We start from the raw sequence: 15,271 nt of genomic DNA on the forward strand, positions 1-15,271 counted from the left end.
CCCTCGTCCACCCCCGTGTGCCGCGCGGCTGCGCAAATTGCGTCCGCGTATCCCCGCCCCGGGTGGCACAGCAGAACCATAGTGTCCGATGCCGGCACCGCTCGGCGCGGCAATTACCCACGCCGGGGGCTTGGGTGCGGTTTCACTCCACCACGTGCCTGCCCTCCGGGCGTGCGGTGCAGGAGGCGCGGAAGGCGCAATGGGTGCAGTGCTGGCCCGCGGCGGGCGTGAAACGCTCGTCCAGTACCCGAGCCGCGGCGGTGGCCAGCAGTTCCTCGGCCCATTGCCCGGCCAAAGGCTCCTGCCGCTGCACCGCCGGTACGGTCTCGCCGCCGTCGCGGCGGGCGGCGCCGATGCGCAACTGGACGAGTTCGGCGCCGCCGGAGGGCGGTGGGGCACCGCCGAACAGCGGGTCGACGGCCCCTTCGCGTACCGCGAGCTGGTAGACGGCCAGTTGCGGGTGGCGGGCGACCTCGGCGGCGGTGGGCTTGGCGCGGCCGGTCTTGAAGTCCACGACATAGGCGGCGCCCTGCGCGTCGGTCTCGACCCGGTCCATGCTGCCGCGGATACGGACCTGGGCGTCGCCCGCGGCGAGGGTGACGTCGAATTCGTGCTCGGTGGCGACCGGGGTGCGCCCGCGCTCCATGACGTGCCAGCGCAGGAAGCGCTCCAGGGCGGCCCGGGCGGTGTCCTTCTCCTGGCGGGACTTCCAGGGCGCGTCGAAGGCGAGCGCGTCCCACACGGAGTCCAGGCGCTCCATCAGGACGTCGAGGTCGGCGGGGGCGCGGCCGGAGGCGACCTCGTCGGCGAGGACGTGCACGACGTTGCCGAAGCCCTGGGCGGCGGTCGCGGGCGGCTCCGCCTTGACCTCGCGGCCGAGGAACCACTGCAGGGAGCAGGTGTTGGCGAGCTGGTCCAGGGCGCTGCCGGACAGCGCGACCGGCTGGTCGCGGTCGCGCAGCGGTACGGCCGAGGCGGTGGTCTCGTACAGGCCCCACCAGCGGTCCGGGTGCGCGGCCGGGACGAGCGGGTGGCCGTCGTCGTTCAGCTCGGCGAGGCGGGCCAGCCGCCGGGCGGCGGCGTCCCTGAGCGCGGGTGAGGCGGCCGGGTCGACGGTGGTCGCGCGCAGTTCCGCGACGAGCGCGGCGACTGCGAGGGGGCGGCGCGGCCGGTGCGGTACGTCCTGGGGCGGCACGCCCAGCTCGGCCAGGAAGCGGGAGGGCTGGTCGCCGTCGTCCGCGGCGGACTTCACGGCGGTCACCAGCAGGCGCTCGGACGCGCGGGTCGCGGCGACGTAGAACAGCCGGCGCTCCTCGGCGAGGAGGGCGCCCTGGCTCAGCGGCGGGGCGATGCCGTCGCGCCCTATGCGGTCGGCCTCCAGGAGCGAGCCGCGGCGGCGCAGGTCGGGCCATACGCCCTCCTGGACGCCGGCGACGACGACCAGGCGCCACTCCAGGCCCTTCGCGCGGTGCGCGGTCATGAGGGGGACGGCGTCGGGGCGGACGGTGCGACCGCTCAGGGTGTCGGCGGCGATGTCGTGGTGGGAGAGCTCTTCGAGGAAGTTCAGGGCGCCGCGACCGCCGGTGCGTTCCTCGGCGCGGGCGGCGGTCTCGAACAGCGCGCACACCGCGTCGAGGTCGCGGTCGGCGTTGCGGCCCGCGGGGCCGCCGCGCAGGGCGGCGCGCTCCAGCCGGGCGGCCCACGGGGTGCCGTCCCACAGCGCCCAGAGCGCGTCCTCGGCGGTGCCGCCGCCGGCCAGGACGTCCCGGGCCTTACGCAGCAGGGCCGCGACGCGGCGGGCGCCCCGGGCGTACGAGGCGTCGTGCGCGACGAGCCGCTCGGGCTGCGAGAGCGCTTCCGCAATGAGCTCGTCCGAGGGCCGCGGTACGGCCACCCCGGCGGCCCGCTCCTCCTCCCGCAGCGCCCGCCCGAGCCGCCGCAGATCCGCGGCGTCCATCCCCCCGAGCGGCGAGCCCAGCAACGCGATGGCTTCCTCGACCCCGACGACGACGCCTCCGGCGCGGCTCCCATCGACGCCCTCCCCCTGCGGGGGGCCCGAGCCCTCTGACTCCCCGGCGTGACTCCGCGCGCTGCCCCCAGCGGATCCCCTGCGGGGCGCGGAGATTTCTTCAGGCGGCGAGGTGAAGGCGGGGTCGGGGGATGCCGCACCCTGCGGGGCGGAGCCGGGCTCCAAGACGGCGGCGGGGTCGGGCGTGGAGGCTTCCGTCCCCGGCGAGGCGGACGCGCACGCCGGCGTGGCGGCCTCTGCCTGCGGCGAAGTCGCCGAGCCCTCTGACTCCCCCGCGCCACTCCGCGCACTGCCTCCGGCGGATCCCCCGCGGGGCGCGGAGATTTCCTCAGGCGGCGAAGTCGGGGCGGGGGTGGGGAGCAAGGAGGTGGCGGCGAGGTGGAGGGCCAGGAGGAGGGGGGTGAGGGCGGGGTCGGTGTGGAGGGGGGTGGTGGAGGGGGGGAGGTCGATGGGGACGCCGGCGGAGGTGAGGGCGCGGCGGAGGGGGGCGAGGGCGGCGGTGGAGCGGGTGAGGACGGCCATGGCGTGCCAGGGCAGGCCGTCCTCCAGGTGGGCGCGGCGCAAGGTGTCGGCGATGGACTCGACCTCCGCGCCCGGCGTCGGGTACGTGCGCACGGCGACCGTGCCGCCCGGCGCGTCGGTGGTGGGCGTGCGGTGGGCGCGGACCGCGGCGGCGGGCAGCCGCGGCAGCGGCATGCGCGCGGCGACCTGCCGGGTCGCGGCCAGCAGCCCGGCCCGCGCGCGGCGCGAGGTGCGCAGCACCCGGATGTCCGCGGGCCGGCCGTCGCGCCGCCGGAACTGCTCCGGGAAGCCGAGGATGCCGTTGACGTCCGAGCCGCGGAAGGCGTAGACGGACTGGTCGGGGTCGCCGAAGGCGACGAGCGTGCGGCCCTGCCCCGCGAGCGCCCGCAGCAGCCGCACCTGCGCGGCGTCCGTGTCCTGGTACTCGTCGACGTACACCGCGTCGTAGCGCCCGGCCAGCTCCCGGTGCACCTCGGGCCGCCGCGCGAGCAGCACCGCGCGGTGGACGAGCTCGGCGTAGTCCACCATGCCGCCCAGCTCCGTCACCGACAGGTACTCGTCGAGGAAGGCCGCCGCCGCGGTCCAGTCGGGACGGCCGATCCGTGCGGCGAACGCGTCGAGCGCCTCGGGCCCGAGGCCCAGCTCACGGGTGCGGGCGAGCACGGCCCGCACCTCGTCGGCGAAGCCCCGCGTGGTGAGCGCGGCCCGCAGGTCGTCGGGCCAGCGCACCCGGCCGCGGCCCTCGCGCTCCAGCGCCGCCTGCCCGGCGAGCAGTTCCCGTACGAGCAGGTCCTGCTCGGGGCCCGACAGCAGCCGCACCGGCTCCTGGAAGTCCGCCGCGCTCTGGTGCTCGCGCAGCAGGGCGTAGCAGAAGGAGTGGAAGGTGCTCGCCTGCATCCCGGCCAGCCCCCGCGCCGCCATCCGGTCGCGCAGGTCCACCGCGGCCCGGCGGCCGAAGGTCAGGACGAGCACGCGCTCGGGCGGTGTGCCGTCCCGCACCCGCGCCAGCGCCGCCTCCACGAGGGTGGCGGTCTTGCCCGTGCCGGGCCCGGCGAGCACCAGCAGCGGCCCGTCCCGGTGCTCAACCACCGCCCGCTGGTCCGCGTCCAGCACAGGGGGCCGTGCCTGCGCGGGCGGCGTCCGCAGCAGGCGGTACCCGGTCGCCGCGGAGGCGGCGGGGGCGGGGCCGGGAGCGGGGGGAGGAGACAGGATCACGTGGTTCGCCGGTTTCGTCATGGTCGGTGGTGCGGTCGCGCTGCCGCGCGGGTGGGTGGTGCGGTGCGCCGCCCGCGCGGGCGGGTCGTGCGGTGCGCCGCCCGGGCGGGCCGGTCGTACGGTCGCGCGGGCCGGTCGTACGGTCGTACGCCCGCGCGGGCCGCTGGTGCGGTCGTACGGGCGCCCCGTCCGCCCTGCCCGCCCCGCTCCGGCGCCGCGGCGCCGGGTCGGTGGCGCCGGCGCGCCGGGAAGCCGCGGGCGCTCGGCCCGTACGGTACGCCGGGCGGGGCGGAGCCCCGACGCTACGCCGGGTCGCGCGCGGACACGCCGGGTGGTACGTACGGGGTGGCGATGCCGTGGTCGGGCCCCGGATGGCGGAAGCTGGGAGTCATGAGTTTCCGGCCGTCAGCCGTCTTCCGCGCCGTCCGCGCCGGGCGTGCGCCCGTCCCAGCGCGCCCGGCGCATGTCGACCCGCGGTACGTGCCCCTCGCTCGCGGGCCCCGCGGTGCGCAGCGGGGTGCCCTCGGCCCGGTAGGCGTCCAGGGCGCGCAGTTCGTGGCCGGGCAGCAGCACGCCGTCGGTCCGTACGACCCGCCACCACGGCACGCCGCTGCCGTACAGCGCGAGCACCCGGCCGACCTGGCGCGGGCCGCCCTCGCCGAGCCATTCGGCGATGTCGCCGTAGCTCATCACCCGGCCGGGCGGGATCAGCTCGACGGTCTCCAGCACCCGCTCCGCGTAGTCGCCCGGCGCGCCGGGCCCGCCCGCCGGGTCGTCGTACTCCTCGCTCATCCGCCCCATCCTGCCGCAGACCACCGACACCGGGGGGTTCCGGTGCGATCCGTACGGTGCTCATGCCACCATCGTCCCGGCGGTGACTGGTGATACGAGATCAAGAAGAGACGGAAGCGGATCAGCCGGGCGCGGACGAGGCCGGAGCGGCCTCCCGCGCCCGTACAGCGCTGCCCGCACCCGGTTCCGGCGAGGCCCCCGCGGACGGCGGCCCCGCCCCCCGTCGCCCCGCCGCGCCCCCGCCCGGCGCCCGTACGCCCGGCCCGGACGCGGACGCACCCGGCGCGGACGTACCCGGCGTGGCGTCGGCCAACGGCACCCCGCCCGGCGAGGGCCGGCGCCCCCACGCCCGTACGCCCGGCTCCGACGGCCACCGCCCCGGCGCCGGCTCAAGCGACAGCAGTCCCAGCACCGACAGCCACGGCGGCGGCCCCGGCGGAAACGGCAACGGCGGCGGAAGCAGCAGCGGCGGCGGCAACGGCAGCCACGGCGGCGGCCCGGACGAGCCGCACCCCCGGGCGCAGCCGCATTCGCACACCATCGTGCCCGAGCCCCAGCCCGCCCCCACCCCCGTCGCCGTGGACGAGCCGCTGCTGGCGGCGCGGGTGCACCGGCCGGCGGATCTCGTGCGGTTCCTGCTCGGGGCGCTCGGGATCGCCGTCGTGCTGGCCGTCGCGGGGTTCGCGCACGCCACGACGACGGGCCTGGAGACCGACATCACGAAGGGCACGGACCACGCGCCCGACGTGCTCTCGTCCTTCGCCGGCCTGACGGCGAGCATCGCCGTCCTCATCGTGCCGGTGGCGTTCGCGATCGAGCGGCTGGCCAAGCGGGACGGCCTGCGGATCGCCGACGGCGTGCTCGCCGCCGTGCTCGCGCACGGCACCGCGCTGGCCACCGACCTGTGGGTGACGAACTCCGCGCCCGGCCCGATCCGCGACGCGCTCACCCACAACGCGCCCTCCGGCACCGGCATGACCGACCCCGTCCACGGCTATCTCGCGCCGGTCATCGCCTACGTCACGGCCGTCGGCATGGCGCGCCGCCCGCGCTGGCGGGTCGCGCTGTGGTTCGTGCTGCTGCTGGACGCCTTCGCGGTGCTGGTCGGCGGCTATACGACGCCGTTCTCGATCGCGGTGACCGTGCTGATCGGCTGGACGATCGGCTACGGCACGATCTACGCGGTCGGCTCGCCGAACGTCCGCCCGACCGGCCGGCAGCTGCTCGCGGGGCTGCGCCGGGTCGGTTTCAGCCCGCTGACCGCCCGCCGGGTCGCGCAGGAGGCCCCGGAGAACTCCGACACCGACCGCGGGCGCGGCTATCTGGTGACGCTGGAGGACGGCCCGCCGCTGGACGTCACGGTGGTGGACCGCGAGCAGCAGGCGCACGGCTTCTTCTACCGCTCCTGGCGCCGGCTGGCCCTGGTCGGCGGCATCAACGAGCGGCGCAGCCTGCTGTCGCTGCGCCAGGCCCTGGAGCAGGAGGCGCTGCTGGCGTACGCGGCCATCGCCGCCGGCGCCAACGCGCCCAAGCTCATCGCGACCTCCGAGCTCGGCCCGGACGCGGTGATGCTGGTCTACGAGCACATCGGCGGGCGCCGGCTGGACGCGCTCGCGGACGAGGAGATCACCGACACGCTGCTGCGCGAGGCGTGGACGCAGGTGCGGGCGTTGCAGTCGCGGCGGATCGCGCACCGCCGGCTGGTCGGCGAGTCGCTGCTGGTGGACCGCTCGGGCCGGGTGTTCCTGACCGAGCTGCGCGGCGGCGAGATCGCGGCCGGCGACATCGTGCTGCGGATGGACGTGGCGCAGCTCCTGGTGACGGTGGCGCTGCGGGTCGGCCCGGAGCGGGCGGTGGCCTCGGCGGTGGCGGTGCTGGGCCCGGACGCGGTGGCGAACTCGCTGCCGCTGCTCCAGCCGATCGCGCTCAGCCGCGCCACCCGCGCCCAGCTCAAGCAGCTGGGCCGGGAGCGCGCCCAGCGCGAGCGCGAGGCGGTGCTGGCGGCGTCGGCGGCCGAGAAGGAGGCCCGCGAGCACAAGCGGGCGCAGGAGGCGGCGGCGCACCGGGAGGCCGCCGCGCACGCGGACCTCGGCGGCCGAGAGGCGGGAGGCGGCGCGGAGAGCGGCGCAGGGGGGAGCGCAGGGGGCGGTGCGGGCGGGAGCGCGGAAGGCAGCGACAAGGCCGTCTCGAAGGCCGAGCGCAAGGCGGAGAAGCGGGCGATAGAGACCGCCCTGGAGGAGGCCCGCGAGGAGGACCTGCTCTCGCGGATCCGGCAGCAGGTGCTGCTGATCCGCCCGCAGGCCGCGGTGGAGCCGGTGCGGCTGGAGCGCATCAAGCCGCGCACCCTCATCACCGTCATCGCCGGCGCCTTCGCCGCGTACTTCCTGCTGTCGCAGCTCAGCTCGGTGCCGATCGGGCAGGCCATCGTGCACGCCGACTGGCAGTGGGCGGTGGTCGCGGTCGCCGGCGCGTCGGCCAGTTACGTGGCGGCGGCGTTCGCGCTGTCCGGTTTCGTGCCCGAGCGGCTGTCGCTGCTGCGGACGGTGCAGGCGCAGATCGCCGGGTCGTTCGTGAAGCTGGTGGCGCCGGCCGCGGTCGGCGGGGTGGCGCTGAACACCCGCTATCTGCAGAAGGCCGGGGTGCGCCCGGGCCTGGCGGTGGCGAGCGTCGGGGCGTCGCAGCTGGTGGGCCTCGGCATGCATGTGGTGCTGCTGATGACGTTCGGCTTCATCACCGGCACCGAGAAGACGCCGTCGCTGTCGCCGTCCCGCACCGTGATGGCGGGCCTGCTGACGGCGGGCGTGCTGGTGCTGGTGGTCACGGCGGTGCCGGCGCTGCGCAAGTTCGTCTCGACGCGGGTACGGGCGCTGTTCGCGGGGGTCGTGCCGCGCATGCTGGACGTCCTCCAGCGCCCCGGCAAGCTCGCGACGGGCCTGGGCGGCACGCTGATGGTCACCGTGACCTTCGTGATCTGCCTGGACGGCTGCGTACGCGCCTTCGGCGGGAATCTGAGCTACGCGGCCGTCGCCGTGGTCTTCCTCGCCGGCAACGCGCTGGGCTCGGCGGCGCCGACGCCCGGCGGGGTCGGGGCGGTGGAGCTGGCGCTGACCGGCGGCCTGATCGCGGCGGGGCTGCCGAAGGAGGTGGCCACGCCCGCGGTGCTGTTCTTCCGGCTGCTGACGTTCTGGCTGCCGGTGCTGCCCGGCTGGCTGTCCTTCACCCAGCTCAGCCGCCGCGGCGAGCTGTAACCCGTACGGACGGAGGGCCGTACGGAAACGGCTGCGGAAACGGCTGCGGGGCCGGCGCCCGAAGGTGCCGGCCCCGCCGTCCGTACCACGTCTGACATACCCGGCCCGCCGCGAGAACCCGTGCGGCCGGTCGCGCCGGTCAGTACACCGGCTTGTGGGGCTCCACCGTGTTGACCCAGCCGATCACGCCGCCGCCGACGTGCACGGCGTCGGAGAAGCCCGCGGACTTCAGCACGGCCAGCACCTCGGCGCTGCGCACACCGGTCTTGCAGTGCAGCACGATGCGCTTGTCCTGCGGCAGCCCCTCCAGGGCGGTGCCCATCAGGAACTCGTTCTTCGGGATCAGCTTGGCGCCCGGGATGCTGACGATCTCGTACTCGTTGGGCTCGCGGACGTCGATGATCTCGATGTTCTCGCCGTCGTCGATCCACTCCTTGAGCTGCTTGGGAGTGATCGTCGAGCCGGCCGCCGCCTCCTGCGCCTCCTCGGACACGACGCCGCAGAAGGCCTCGTAGTCGATGAGCTCGGTGACGGTCGGGTTCTTGCCGCACACCGCGCAGTCGGGGTCCTTGCGGACCTTGACCTGGCGGTAGGTCATCTCCAGGGCGTCGTAGATCATCAGCCGGCCCACCAGCGGCTCGCCGACGCCCGCGAGGACCTTGATGGCCTCGGTGACCTGGATCGAGCCGATCGACGCGCACAGCACGCCGAGGACGCCGCCCTCGGCGCAGGAGGGGACCATGCCCGGCGGCGGGGGCTCCGGGTACAGGCAGCGGTAGCAGGGGCCGTACTCGGACCAGAAGACGGACGCCTGGCCGTCGAAGCGGTAGATGGAGCCCCACACGTACGGCTTGTTGAGCAGCACGCAGGCGTCGTTGACCAGGTAGCGGGTGGCGAAGTTGTCGGTGCCGTCCACGATCAGGTCGTACTGGGAGAAGATCTCCATGACGTTGTCGGCTTCGAGCCGCGTCTCGTGGAGGACCACGTTCACGTACGGGTTGATCCCGAGGACGGAGTCACGCGCGGACTCCGCCTTGGAGCGGCCGATGTCGGCCTGGCTGTGGATGATCTGGCGTTGCAGGTTCGACTCGTCGACCTCGTCGAACTCCACGATGCCGAGCGTGCCGACACCGGCGGCGGCGAGGTACATCAGGGCCGGCGAGCCGAGCCCGCCGGCGCCCACACACAGCACCTTGGCGTTCTTCAGGCGCTTCTGCCCGTCCATGCCCACATCGGGGATGATCAGGTGACGCGAATATCTCCGGACCTCGTCAACGGTGAGCTCGGCGGCCGGCTCGACCAGGGGTGGCAGCGACACAGGGACCTCAGCAATACGGTTGGCGGTCTCAGACGGTACGGGCGCGTGGTCTCCCACGCATCCCGTCAACACTGCCACGCCGGTCTTCATTCCAAGACACCCGGTCCGAGGACCGAGACATCCGCCGGTCACATGGTGGGCGGCGGCCGGTCCTCGGCCGGTGCGGCGGTCGCCCGGGCCAGGCGGTCCCAGTATCCGGGCAGACCTGCCCAGGGGTCGGTCCCCTCCCGTGCGGTGCGGTCGGTCAGGCACACGGTGGCCGCGCCCTGCCAGCGGGCGATCCGCAGCGCGCCGTCCAGGTGCAGGCCGGGCAGCGAGTGCACGAGGTGCACGAAGCGGGACGGCGGGTGGGCGGCGGTCCACGGCGGGGCCTCCGACCAGCGGTAGCGGTCCCAGGGGCCGGCGAACGTGACGAGCTGGTCGGCGAGTTCGGCGTACCGGGGGTGGGGGTGGATGCCGTGGCCGAGCACGACGAGGCCGGGGCGCGGGGGCTCGGGGCACGGCGGCGCGTCCGCCGGGCCCGGGCCGCCCTGCGCGCGGGGGGTGCCGGCGTCGTGGTCCAGCAGGGCGCGCAGGGTCGTGACGGCCCAGTGGCAGTCGGCGGCGTGCTCCGGGCCGGTGGGGGCGCGGTCCAGGTAGAAGCCGTCGACGTGGTACCAGTCCAGGTAGCGGGAGGCGTCGGAGACCAGCTCGCCGAAGGGGCGTTCGCCGTACGCGGCGTCCAGCGTCCCGAGGAGTGGGACGCCGTTCTCACGGACGCGGGTGGTGACCTCCGTGTAGAGCGGGTCCTGGCGGGTGCCGGGGCCGCGGCTGACGTCGAAGGCGGCCCAGTGCAAGGGGGCGCCGGGGCGGGCGAGTTCGGCCCACTCCGCCGGGGCGATCAGCGGGTGCGCCAGGCCCGGCACCGCGAGCCCGGTCGTGGCGGCGCGGCCCTGCGCGGCGGCGGGCGGCCGGGTCACACGCGGCATGCCGCCTCCATCCACACGTCGGCCAGCGACTCCTCCAGGCCGATCCGCGGTCGCCAGCCGAGCCGGTCGCGCGCGGTGCGCACGTCGGCCTGCTGCCACAGCCCGCAGCCGTCCGGATACGGCGGTACGGCCGCGCCGCCGCCGTGCGGGCCGTCGTCCAGGTCGCGGACGGCGCCCTCGTAACCGGCGACGTGCGCGAGCGCGGCGGCCATGTCGCGCAGCCGCACCGCGCGCCCCGAGCCGATGTTCACCACGCCCTGCGCCGCCGACAGCGACGCGGCGTGCACCGCGCGGGCGACGTCCCGGGCGTCGACGAAGTCGCGCTGCACGGCGAGCCCGCCGAGCCGCAGCTCCGGCTCGCCGTTCTGCATCGCCCGGCGCAGCGCCTCGGCGATCCGCCCGAGCGGCGCGCCGGTCGGCGTGCCCGGGCCGACCGGGCTGAACACCCGCAGCACGACCGCGTCCAGGCCCGAGCCCAGCACCAGCTCCGTCGCGGCGAGCTTGCTCACCCCGTACGGGCCGCCCGGCCGCGGCGCCGCGTCCTCGCCGGTCGACGAGCCGGCCGGCGAGGGCCCGTACTCCGACCCGCACCCGAGCTGCACCAGCCGCGCCCCGATGCCGCTGCGCCGCATCGCCTCGCACACGGTGGCCACGGCCACGGTGTTCTGCCGGGTGAGCTCCCGCGCGGCCCCGCGCGTGGTGCCGGCGCAGTTGATGACGACGCCGGGATGCACGGCGTTCAGGAACCGGGCGAGCACACCGGGCGCCCCGCTGGACAGGTCGAACCGCACATCGGCGTCATCACTGCGCCCCAACGCCGTGAGCTGCACGGCGGGATCAGCAAGCAGCCGCTCCGCGACATGCCGGCCGAGAAACCCGTCGGCCCCGAGCAGCAACACTCTCATCGCCGCCCTCCCCACGACTTGCCGCGCCCGCCGGTGACGGCGCCGGGGGCGGTGGGGCGGTACCCCGCGCGGGTGGCCTGCGCCCTCGGGGGCGCTGCCGCGGTACGGGCCGCGCCCGGGGGCCGCACGGCGACGGAGCCGGTACGCCCGGCGGTGCAGGTGCGGTGAGTTGTTCCGGCGGCTCCGGCCCGCGCGACGCGCGAAGCCCCGGCGGCGGACGCGCGAGCGGCAGCGCGCGAGGCGGGGGGCGCCGACACAGCAGTGGGCGCTGCGGTGGCCCCTGGCGCCACGTGCCGTCCAGCGCAGAGCGCAGACGGCGCACTGTCCCCGGCGGCAGCCCGCGAAGGGCGGGGCGCGAACACAGCACCGGGAGCGGCAGCCCGCGGGGAACGAGGCGCCGGCACAGCGCCGGCGGCCGTGCCGGCCGAAGGGCCGGGGCTGGCCGGGGGGTGGGGTCGGGGGCGGGTGTTGTGGCTGGTCAAGGGGGGTTCTCCTGGTCGGTTGTGGCAGGTCAGCGGGGTTCGTACGCCGGTGGGCGATGTGCGGCTGCTCGGGCGAGCAGCCGGAAGGCCCGGGCGGCGAGGAGGAGGGCGGCGGCGGCGCAGACGGCGGCCTCCGCGGTGCCGCCGGGCGGCGCCAAGTGGCCGGGGGCGGCGGCGAGGACGAGGGTCAGGGCCTCGGCGGCGCAGGCCGCGGCGAGGCCCGCGGCGGCGGGCGCCGGGTGGCCGTGGACGGCCAGCAGCCGGGCGGTGAAGAGCAGCACGCCGAGCGCGGCGGGCCCGGCGAGCGCCCCCGAGCCGGCCGCCGCGGCGGCGAGCAGCAGCAGGCCGGCCAGCGCGGCGCCGTACCCGGCGAGGGCGGCGGCGAGCCGCGGCCGTACGGCGTCGGCGAACTCGGCGAGGCCGTGGCTCGGGGCGAGTTGCGCACGGGCGGCGACCGCGAACCAGCGGGCCAGCGCCGCCGCGGGCAGCAGGCTCAGCGCGAGCGCGGCGAAGGCGGCGATGCCGGCGCCGGCCGTGAAGGGCCCGCGCCCGGCGAGCGCGGCGACGGCCTGCGGCCCGTACAGCGCGAAGCCCAGCAGGCCGTACGTCCATACGGCGGCGCCGGCGCCGTGCGCGACCCGCAGCGGCCCGCCGCGCAGCGCCGCCCACAGCGCGACGGCGACGAGTACGGCGACGGGCCCGGCCGCCGCGGGCAGCCCGGCGGCGAGCAGGCAGCCGGCGCCCGGCAGCAGGTGCCCGGCGACCGTGCGGCGCCCGAGCCGTACCCGGTCCGCCGCACCGCGCTCCGGCACCGCCACGACCCGGCCGGCCCGCGGCACCCGCGCGTACAGCTCCTCCGCGAGCCCGAACACGTCCCGGTGCCGCAGCCGCCGCGCCTCCCCGTCGCTGACCCCGCACGCTTCGAGGCCGGCGGCGATCTCCCACGCGTCGACGGCCCCGGCCGCCATCGCCCGGTGCCGGTGCATCACCTCACGCACCGGGTCCGCCGGCCCCCTGCGCCGCCCGGCCGGCGGTACGCCCGGGGGCTTGCGCGACCCGGCGGGGGGCGGGGAGGGCGCGGGGGATGCGGTGGGCGCGGTGGGCGCGGTGGACGCGGTGGACGCGGTGGGCGATGTGGGCGCGGTGGATGCCGGGTGCGAAATCGATTCGGCATGCGCTTCCCCGCGCCCGGCGCCCTTCCGTGCGCCCCCACCCTCCGGGCCACCGCCGACGCCACCGCCGACGCCATCGGCCCGCCCCGGTCCCGGCTCCCCTCCCGCGCCCGCACGCGCCGAGGCGGCGGCCTCGGACTCCGCGCGGTGTCGTACGCCCCCGCCCTCCGGGAGGTCGGCATCCGCACCGCCCCCCGGGCGACCGACCTCAGCGCCGGACTCCGCGCACCGCCCGGCACCGCGTCCGCCCCCGGCTTCCACGGCGCCGGCCGCGGCGCGTCCCTCAGCGGCTGCCTCCGCGGCGCTACGTACGCCCCGCCTCTCCGAGTCGGCAACCTCCGCGCACCCCCCGGGCCCGCGCACATCCCCGCCCCCCGAGGCGGCAGCCTCACGCGCCGACCGCCCCGCAGCGCCCTCGTCCTCCGAGGTGGCAAGCTCGCCGCCCGCGCGGCGGAAGAGTTCCGTGAAGTCCAGCACGGCCGGCTCGTCCGGCTCCCCCGCGCCGTCCACCGCATACGTACCGTCCACGGCGTCAACAGCGGCCTCACCGCCCGCCGCAGGCATGCCCCTGACCGGCCCGGCCAGGGCGTCGGCGGCGTCCGCCTGCCCCCCGGCGGAGCCGGTGCGGTCCGGGGCCGGGTCCGGTATCGGGAGGAGCAGAGGAGGCGCGTCCGGCGTCGAGGGGGAGGTCAGGCGGCGGAGGAGGGCTTTTGTGGGGTCGGGGTGGGTGGTCATCGGGCGGTTCCTGGGGTGGCGGGGACGGAGGTCCAGGCGGCGGGGGTGGGGGCGAGGCGGGCCGGGGAGAGGGATTCCGGCGGGGTGGTGAAGGGGCGCGGGTCGCCCTGCGCGTCCAGCAGCGGGGGGTGGCGTACGGGGTGGTGCGCCACCACGTCGAGGTAGCTCTCACGGAAGGCGTCCACGCACGCCCGTACCGTGAAGAGCGCGAGGGCGCGCTCACGGGCCGCCGCGCCGAGCCGGGCGGCGCGCTCGGGGCCGCGCAACAGGTCGAGCGTCGCCTCGGCCAGCGCCCGCGGGTTGCGCGGCGGCACCACGAGGCCGGTGCCGCCGATGACCTCGCGTACCGCCCCGACGTCCGTCGACACCGTGGGCCGCCCGCAGAACATCGCCTCGACCAGGCTCAGCGGAAAGCCCTCCGCGCTGCTGGAGAGCACCACGACATCGCCCGCCGCGTAGGCGTCCGCGGGTTCGGGCGCGCCCGGCGAGCCGATCTCCTCGAAGCTCACCGGGCTCTCCCCCACCGCGTGCGCGTCCGCCGCCTCGTCGGGGAAGAGCTGCGCGGCGAGCGTGCGGCAGTGCCCGAGGTAGCCGGCGGCACGTTCGTCCGCCGCCCTCAGGTGGAAGATCCGCAGTCGGGCCCGCGGCTCCTCGCGGCGTATCGCGTGGAAGGCGTGCAGCAGCGCGATGAGGTCCTTCGCCGGGTCGGCGCGGCCGATCCACGCCACGGTGGGGTCGGCGTGCACGGTGGGCTCCGCGGCCTGCGCCGCCGCGTCCGCCTCGGCCTGCGCGCCGGCCCGCGCGAAGCGCCCCGCGTCGATGCCGGGGTGGATGGTCCGCAGCCGCTCCCTGGGCGCCCCGCACCGCTCCTGCCAGCGGCGTACGTGCGCCGAGCCGGGCGTGACGAGCGCGGCCCGCCGGTAGGCCTCGCCGGACAGCAGCCGGTGCAGGTCGCCGAGCAGGGCGCGGACGGCGGGCGGCAGTCCGGCGGCACGGTGGGCGAGCAGGGCCTCGCGGGCCCGGACGGTGTATTCGGTGACGATGAGCGGCGTACCGCAGAACCGTTTGGCCAGCAGTCCCGGAAGGGCGGCGGGCCCGCCCGAGGCGGCGTGGCAGACGTCGGCGGAGCCGAGCGCGGCGGGTCCGTACCAGGGCGCGGACAGCGGGCGGAGCTGGCGTTCCAGCAGGTCGGCGGCGGTCAGCAGCTCGGTCACGACGATGTCGGCGAGGACCGGCCGGACGCCGGGCGCGCGGCAGGCGGCCTCCAGGTCGGCGAGCGCGTCGTCGCCGCGCAGCAGTTCGGGGAGCGCGCCGGGGTGGTCCTGGGCGACCTCGGCCAGTGCGTACAGCCCCGTGCCGAAACGGTCCGCCCGCCGCGCCGGGCTCGTCGCCGCGGCGCCGGCGAGCGCGGCGGCGAACTCCCGGAAGCCGGCCCGGAAGGCGGTACGGGCCGCCCGCCCGGCCGCGCGCCCGCCGTACGGCATGTCGTCCTGCGGGGGCGGGCCCCACAGCCGCTCCTGCCGGAAGCCGCGGACGTTCGGCGGGGTCCCGACGCGGCCGGCCGCCTCCGTACGCGGCGAACGGCTCAGCGCGTAGACGTCGAAGTCGTGCTGCGGCAGGCCCCGCACGAGGCGGTCGCACCACGCGCCGCCCTCACCTCTCGCGTACGGGTAACCACCCTCGGTAAGTAATGCAATCCGCACGGGTCCGCGCCCTTCTCGTCCGTCGCGCCGGACGAGCTGCTGTCACCCCCGGCGCGACGACCGTATTGACCCGCTCCCCGCCACGACGGACGGTTGTCCGCGATGCCACCAAAAGGGGTGAAGGCGCGTAACCTCTCCCCGCGCGAAGCGTTTTGAGCCCGTACGCTCCGGGCTGCGCCTTG

Annotated in this window: 8 protein-coding genes; 1 reads left to right on the top strand and 7 read right to left on the bottom strand. The window is 76.8% G+C overall.

Annotation, left to right across the window (positions count from 1 at the left end; all coding sequences use genetic code 11):
* Nucleotides 1-142: 142 nt before the first annotated feature.
* Both HCN08_RS03195 and HCN08_RS03200 read right to left on the bottom strand, forming a co-directional pair.
* Nucleotides 143-3,787 (bottom strand): ATP-dependent helicase, encoded by a 3,645-nt coding sequence (locus HCN08_RS03195; RefSeq protein WP_167981308.1) that lies wholly within the window; start codon nt 3,785-3,787, stop codon nt 143-145.
* 384 nt (nt 3,788-4,171) lie between these two features.
* The gene (locus tag HCN08_RS03200; protein WP_167981309.1) at nt 4,172-4,558 is read right to left on the bottom strand and encodes an MGMT family protein; all 387 of its coding nucleotides are present in this window, start codon (nt 4,556-4,558) and stop codon (nt 4,172-4,174) included.
* A gap of 542 nt (nt 4,559-5,100) precedes the next feature.
* Between HCN08_RS03200 and HCN08_RS03205 the strand changes: the two genes are divergently transcribed.
* The gene (locus tag HCN08_RS03205; protein WP_407648677.1) at nt 5,101-7,806 is read left to right on the top strand and encodes a lysylphosphatidylglycerol synthase transmembrane domain-containing protein; all 2,706 of its coding nucleotides are present in this window, start codon (nt 5,101-5,103) and stop codon (nt 7,804-7,806) included.
* 139 nt (nt 7,807-7,945) lie between these two features.
* On the opposite strand, the gene moeZ is transcribed toward HCN08_RS03205, so the two are convergent.
* From moeZ to HCN08_RS03230, 5 genes are all read right to left on the bottom strand, one after another.
* Nucleotides 7,946-9,124 (bottom strand): adenylyltransferase/sulfurtransferase MoeZ, encoded by a 1,179-nt coding sequence (gene moeZ / locus HCN08_RS03210; protein ID WP_167981310.1) that lies wholly within the window; start codon nt 9,122-9,124, stop codon nt 7,946-7,948.
* A gap of 128 nt (nt 9,125-9,252) precedes the next feature.
* Entirely contained in the window at nt 9,253-10,092 is an 840-nt protein-coding gene (locus HCN08_RS03215) for a spherulation-specific family 4 protein (protein ID WP_167981311.1), read from the bottom strand.
* Nucleotides 10,080-10,997 (bottom strand): NAD-dependent epimerase/dehydratase family protein, encoded by a 918-nt coding sequence (locus HCN08_RS03220; protein ID WP_167981312.1) that lies wholly within the window; start codon nt 10,995-10,997, stop codon nt 10,080-10,082. The genes HCN08_RS03215 and HCN08_RS03220 overlap by 13 nt, the downstream gene beginning before the upstream one ends.
* 511 nt (nt 10,998-11,508) lie before the next feature.
* On the bottom strand, nt 11,509-12,477 hold the full coding sequence (locus tag HCN08_RS03225; protein ID WP_167981313.1) for a hypothetical protein: 969 nt from the start codon (nt 12,475-12,477) through the stop codon (nt 11,509-11,511).
* A gap of 905 nt (nt 12,478-13,382) precedes the next feature.
* Nucleotides 13,383-15,089, bottom strand: coding sequence for a DUF3492 domain-containing protein (locus tag HCN08_RS03230; protein WP_167981314.1), 1,707 nt, complete (start codon nt 15,087-15,089; stop codon nt 13,383-13,385).
* Nucleotides 15,090-15,271: the final 182 nt, after the last annotated feature.

The sequence above is a fragment of the Actinacidiphila epipremni genome, assembly GCF_012034175.1.
GTDB lineage: Bacteria > Actinomycetota > Actinomycetes > Streptomycetales > Streptomycetaceae > Actinacidiphila > Actinacidiphila epipremni.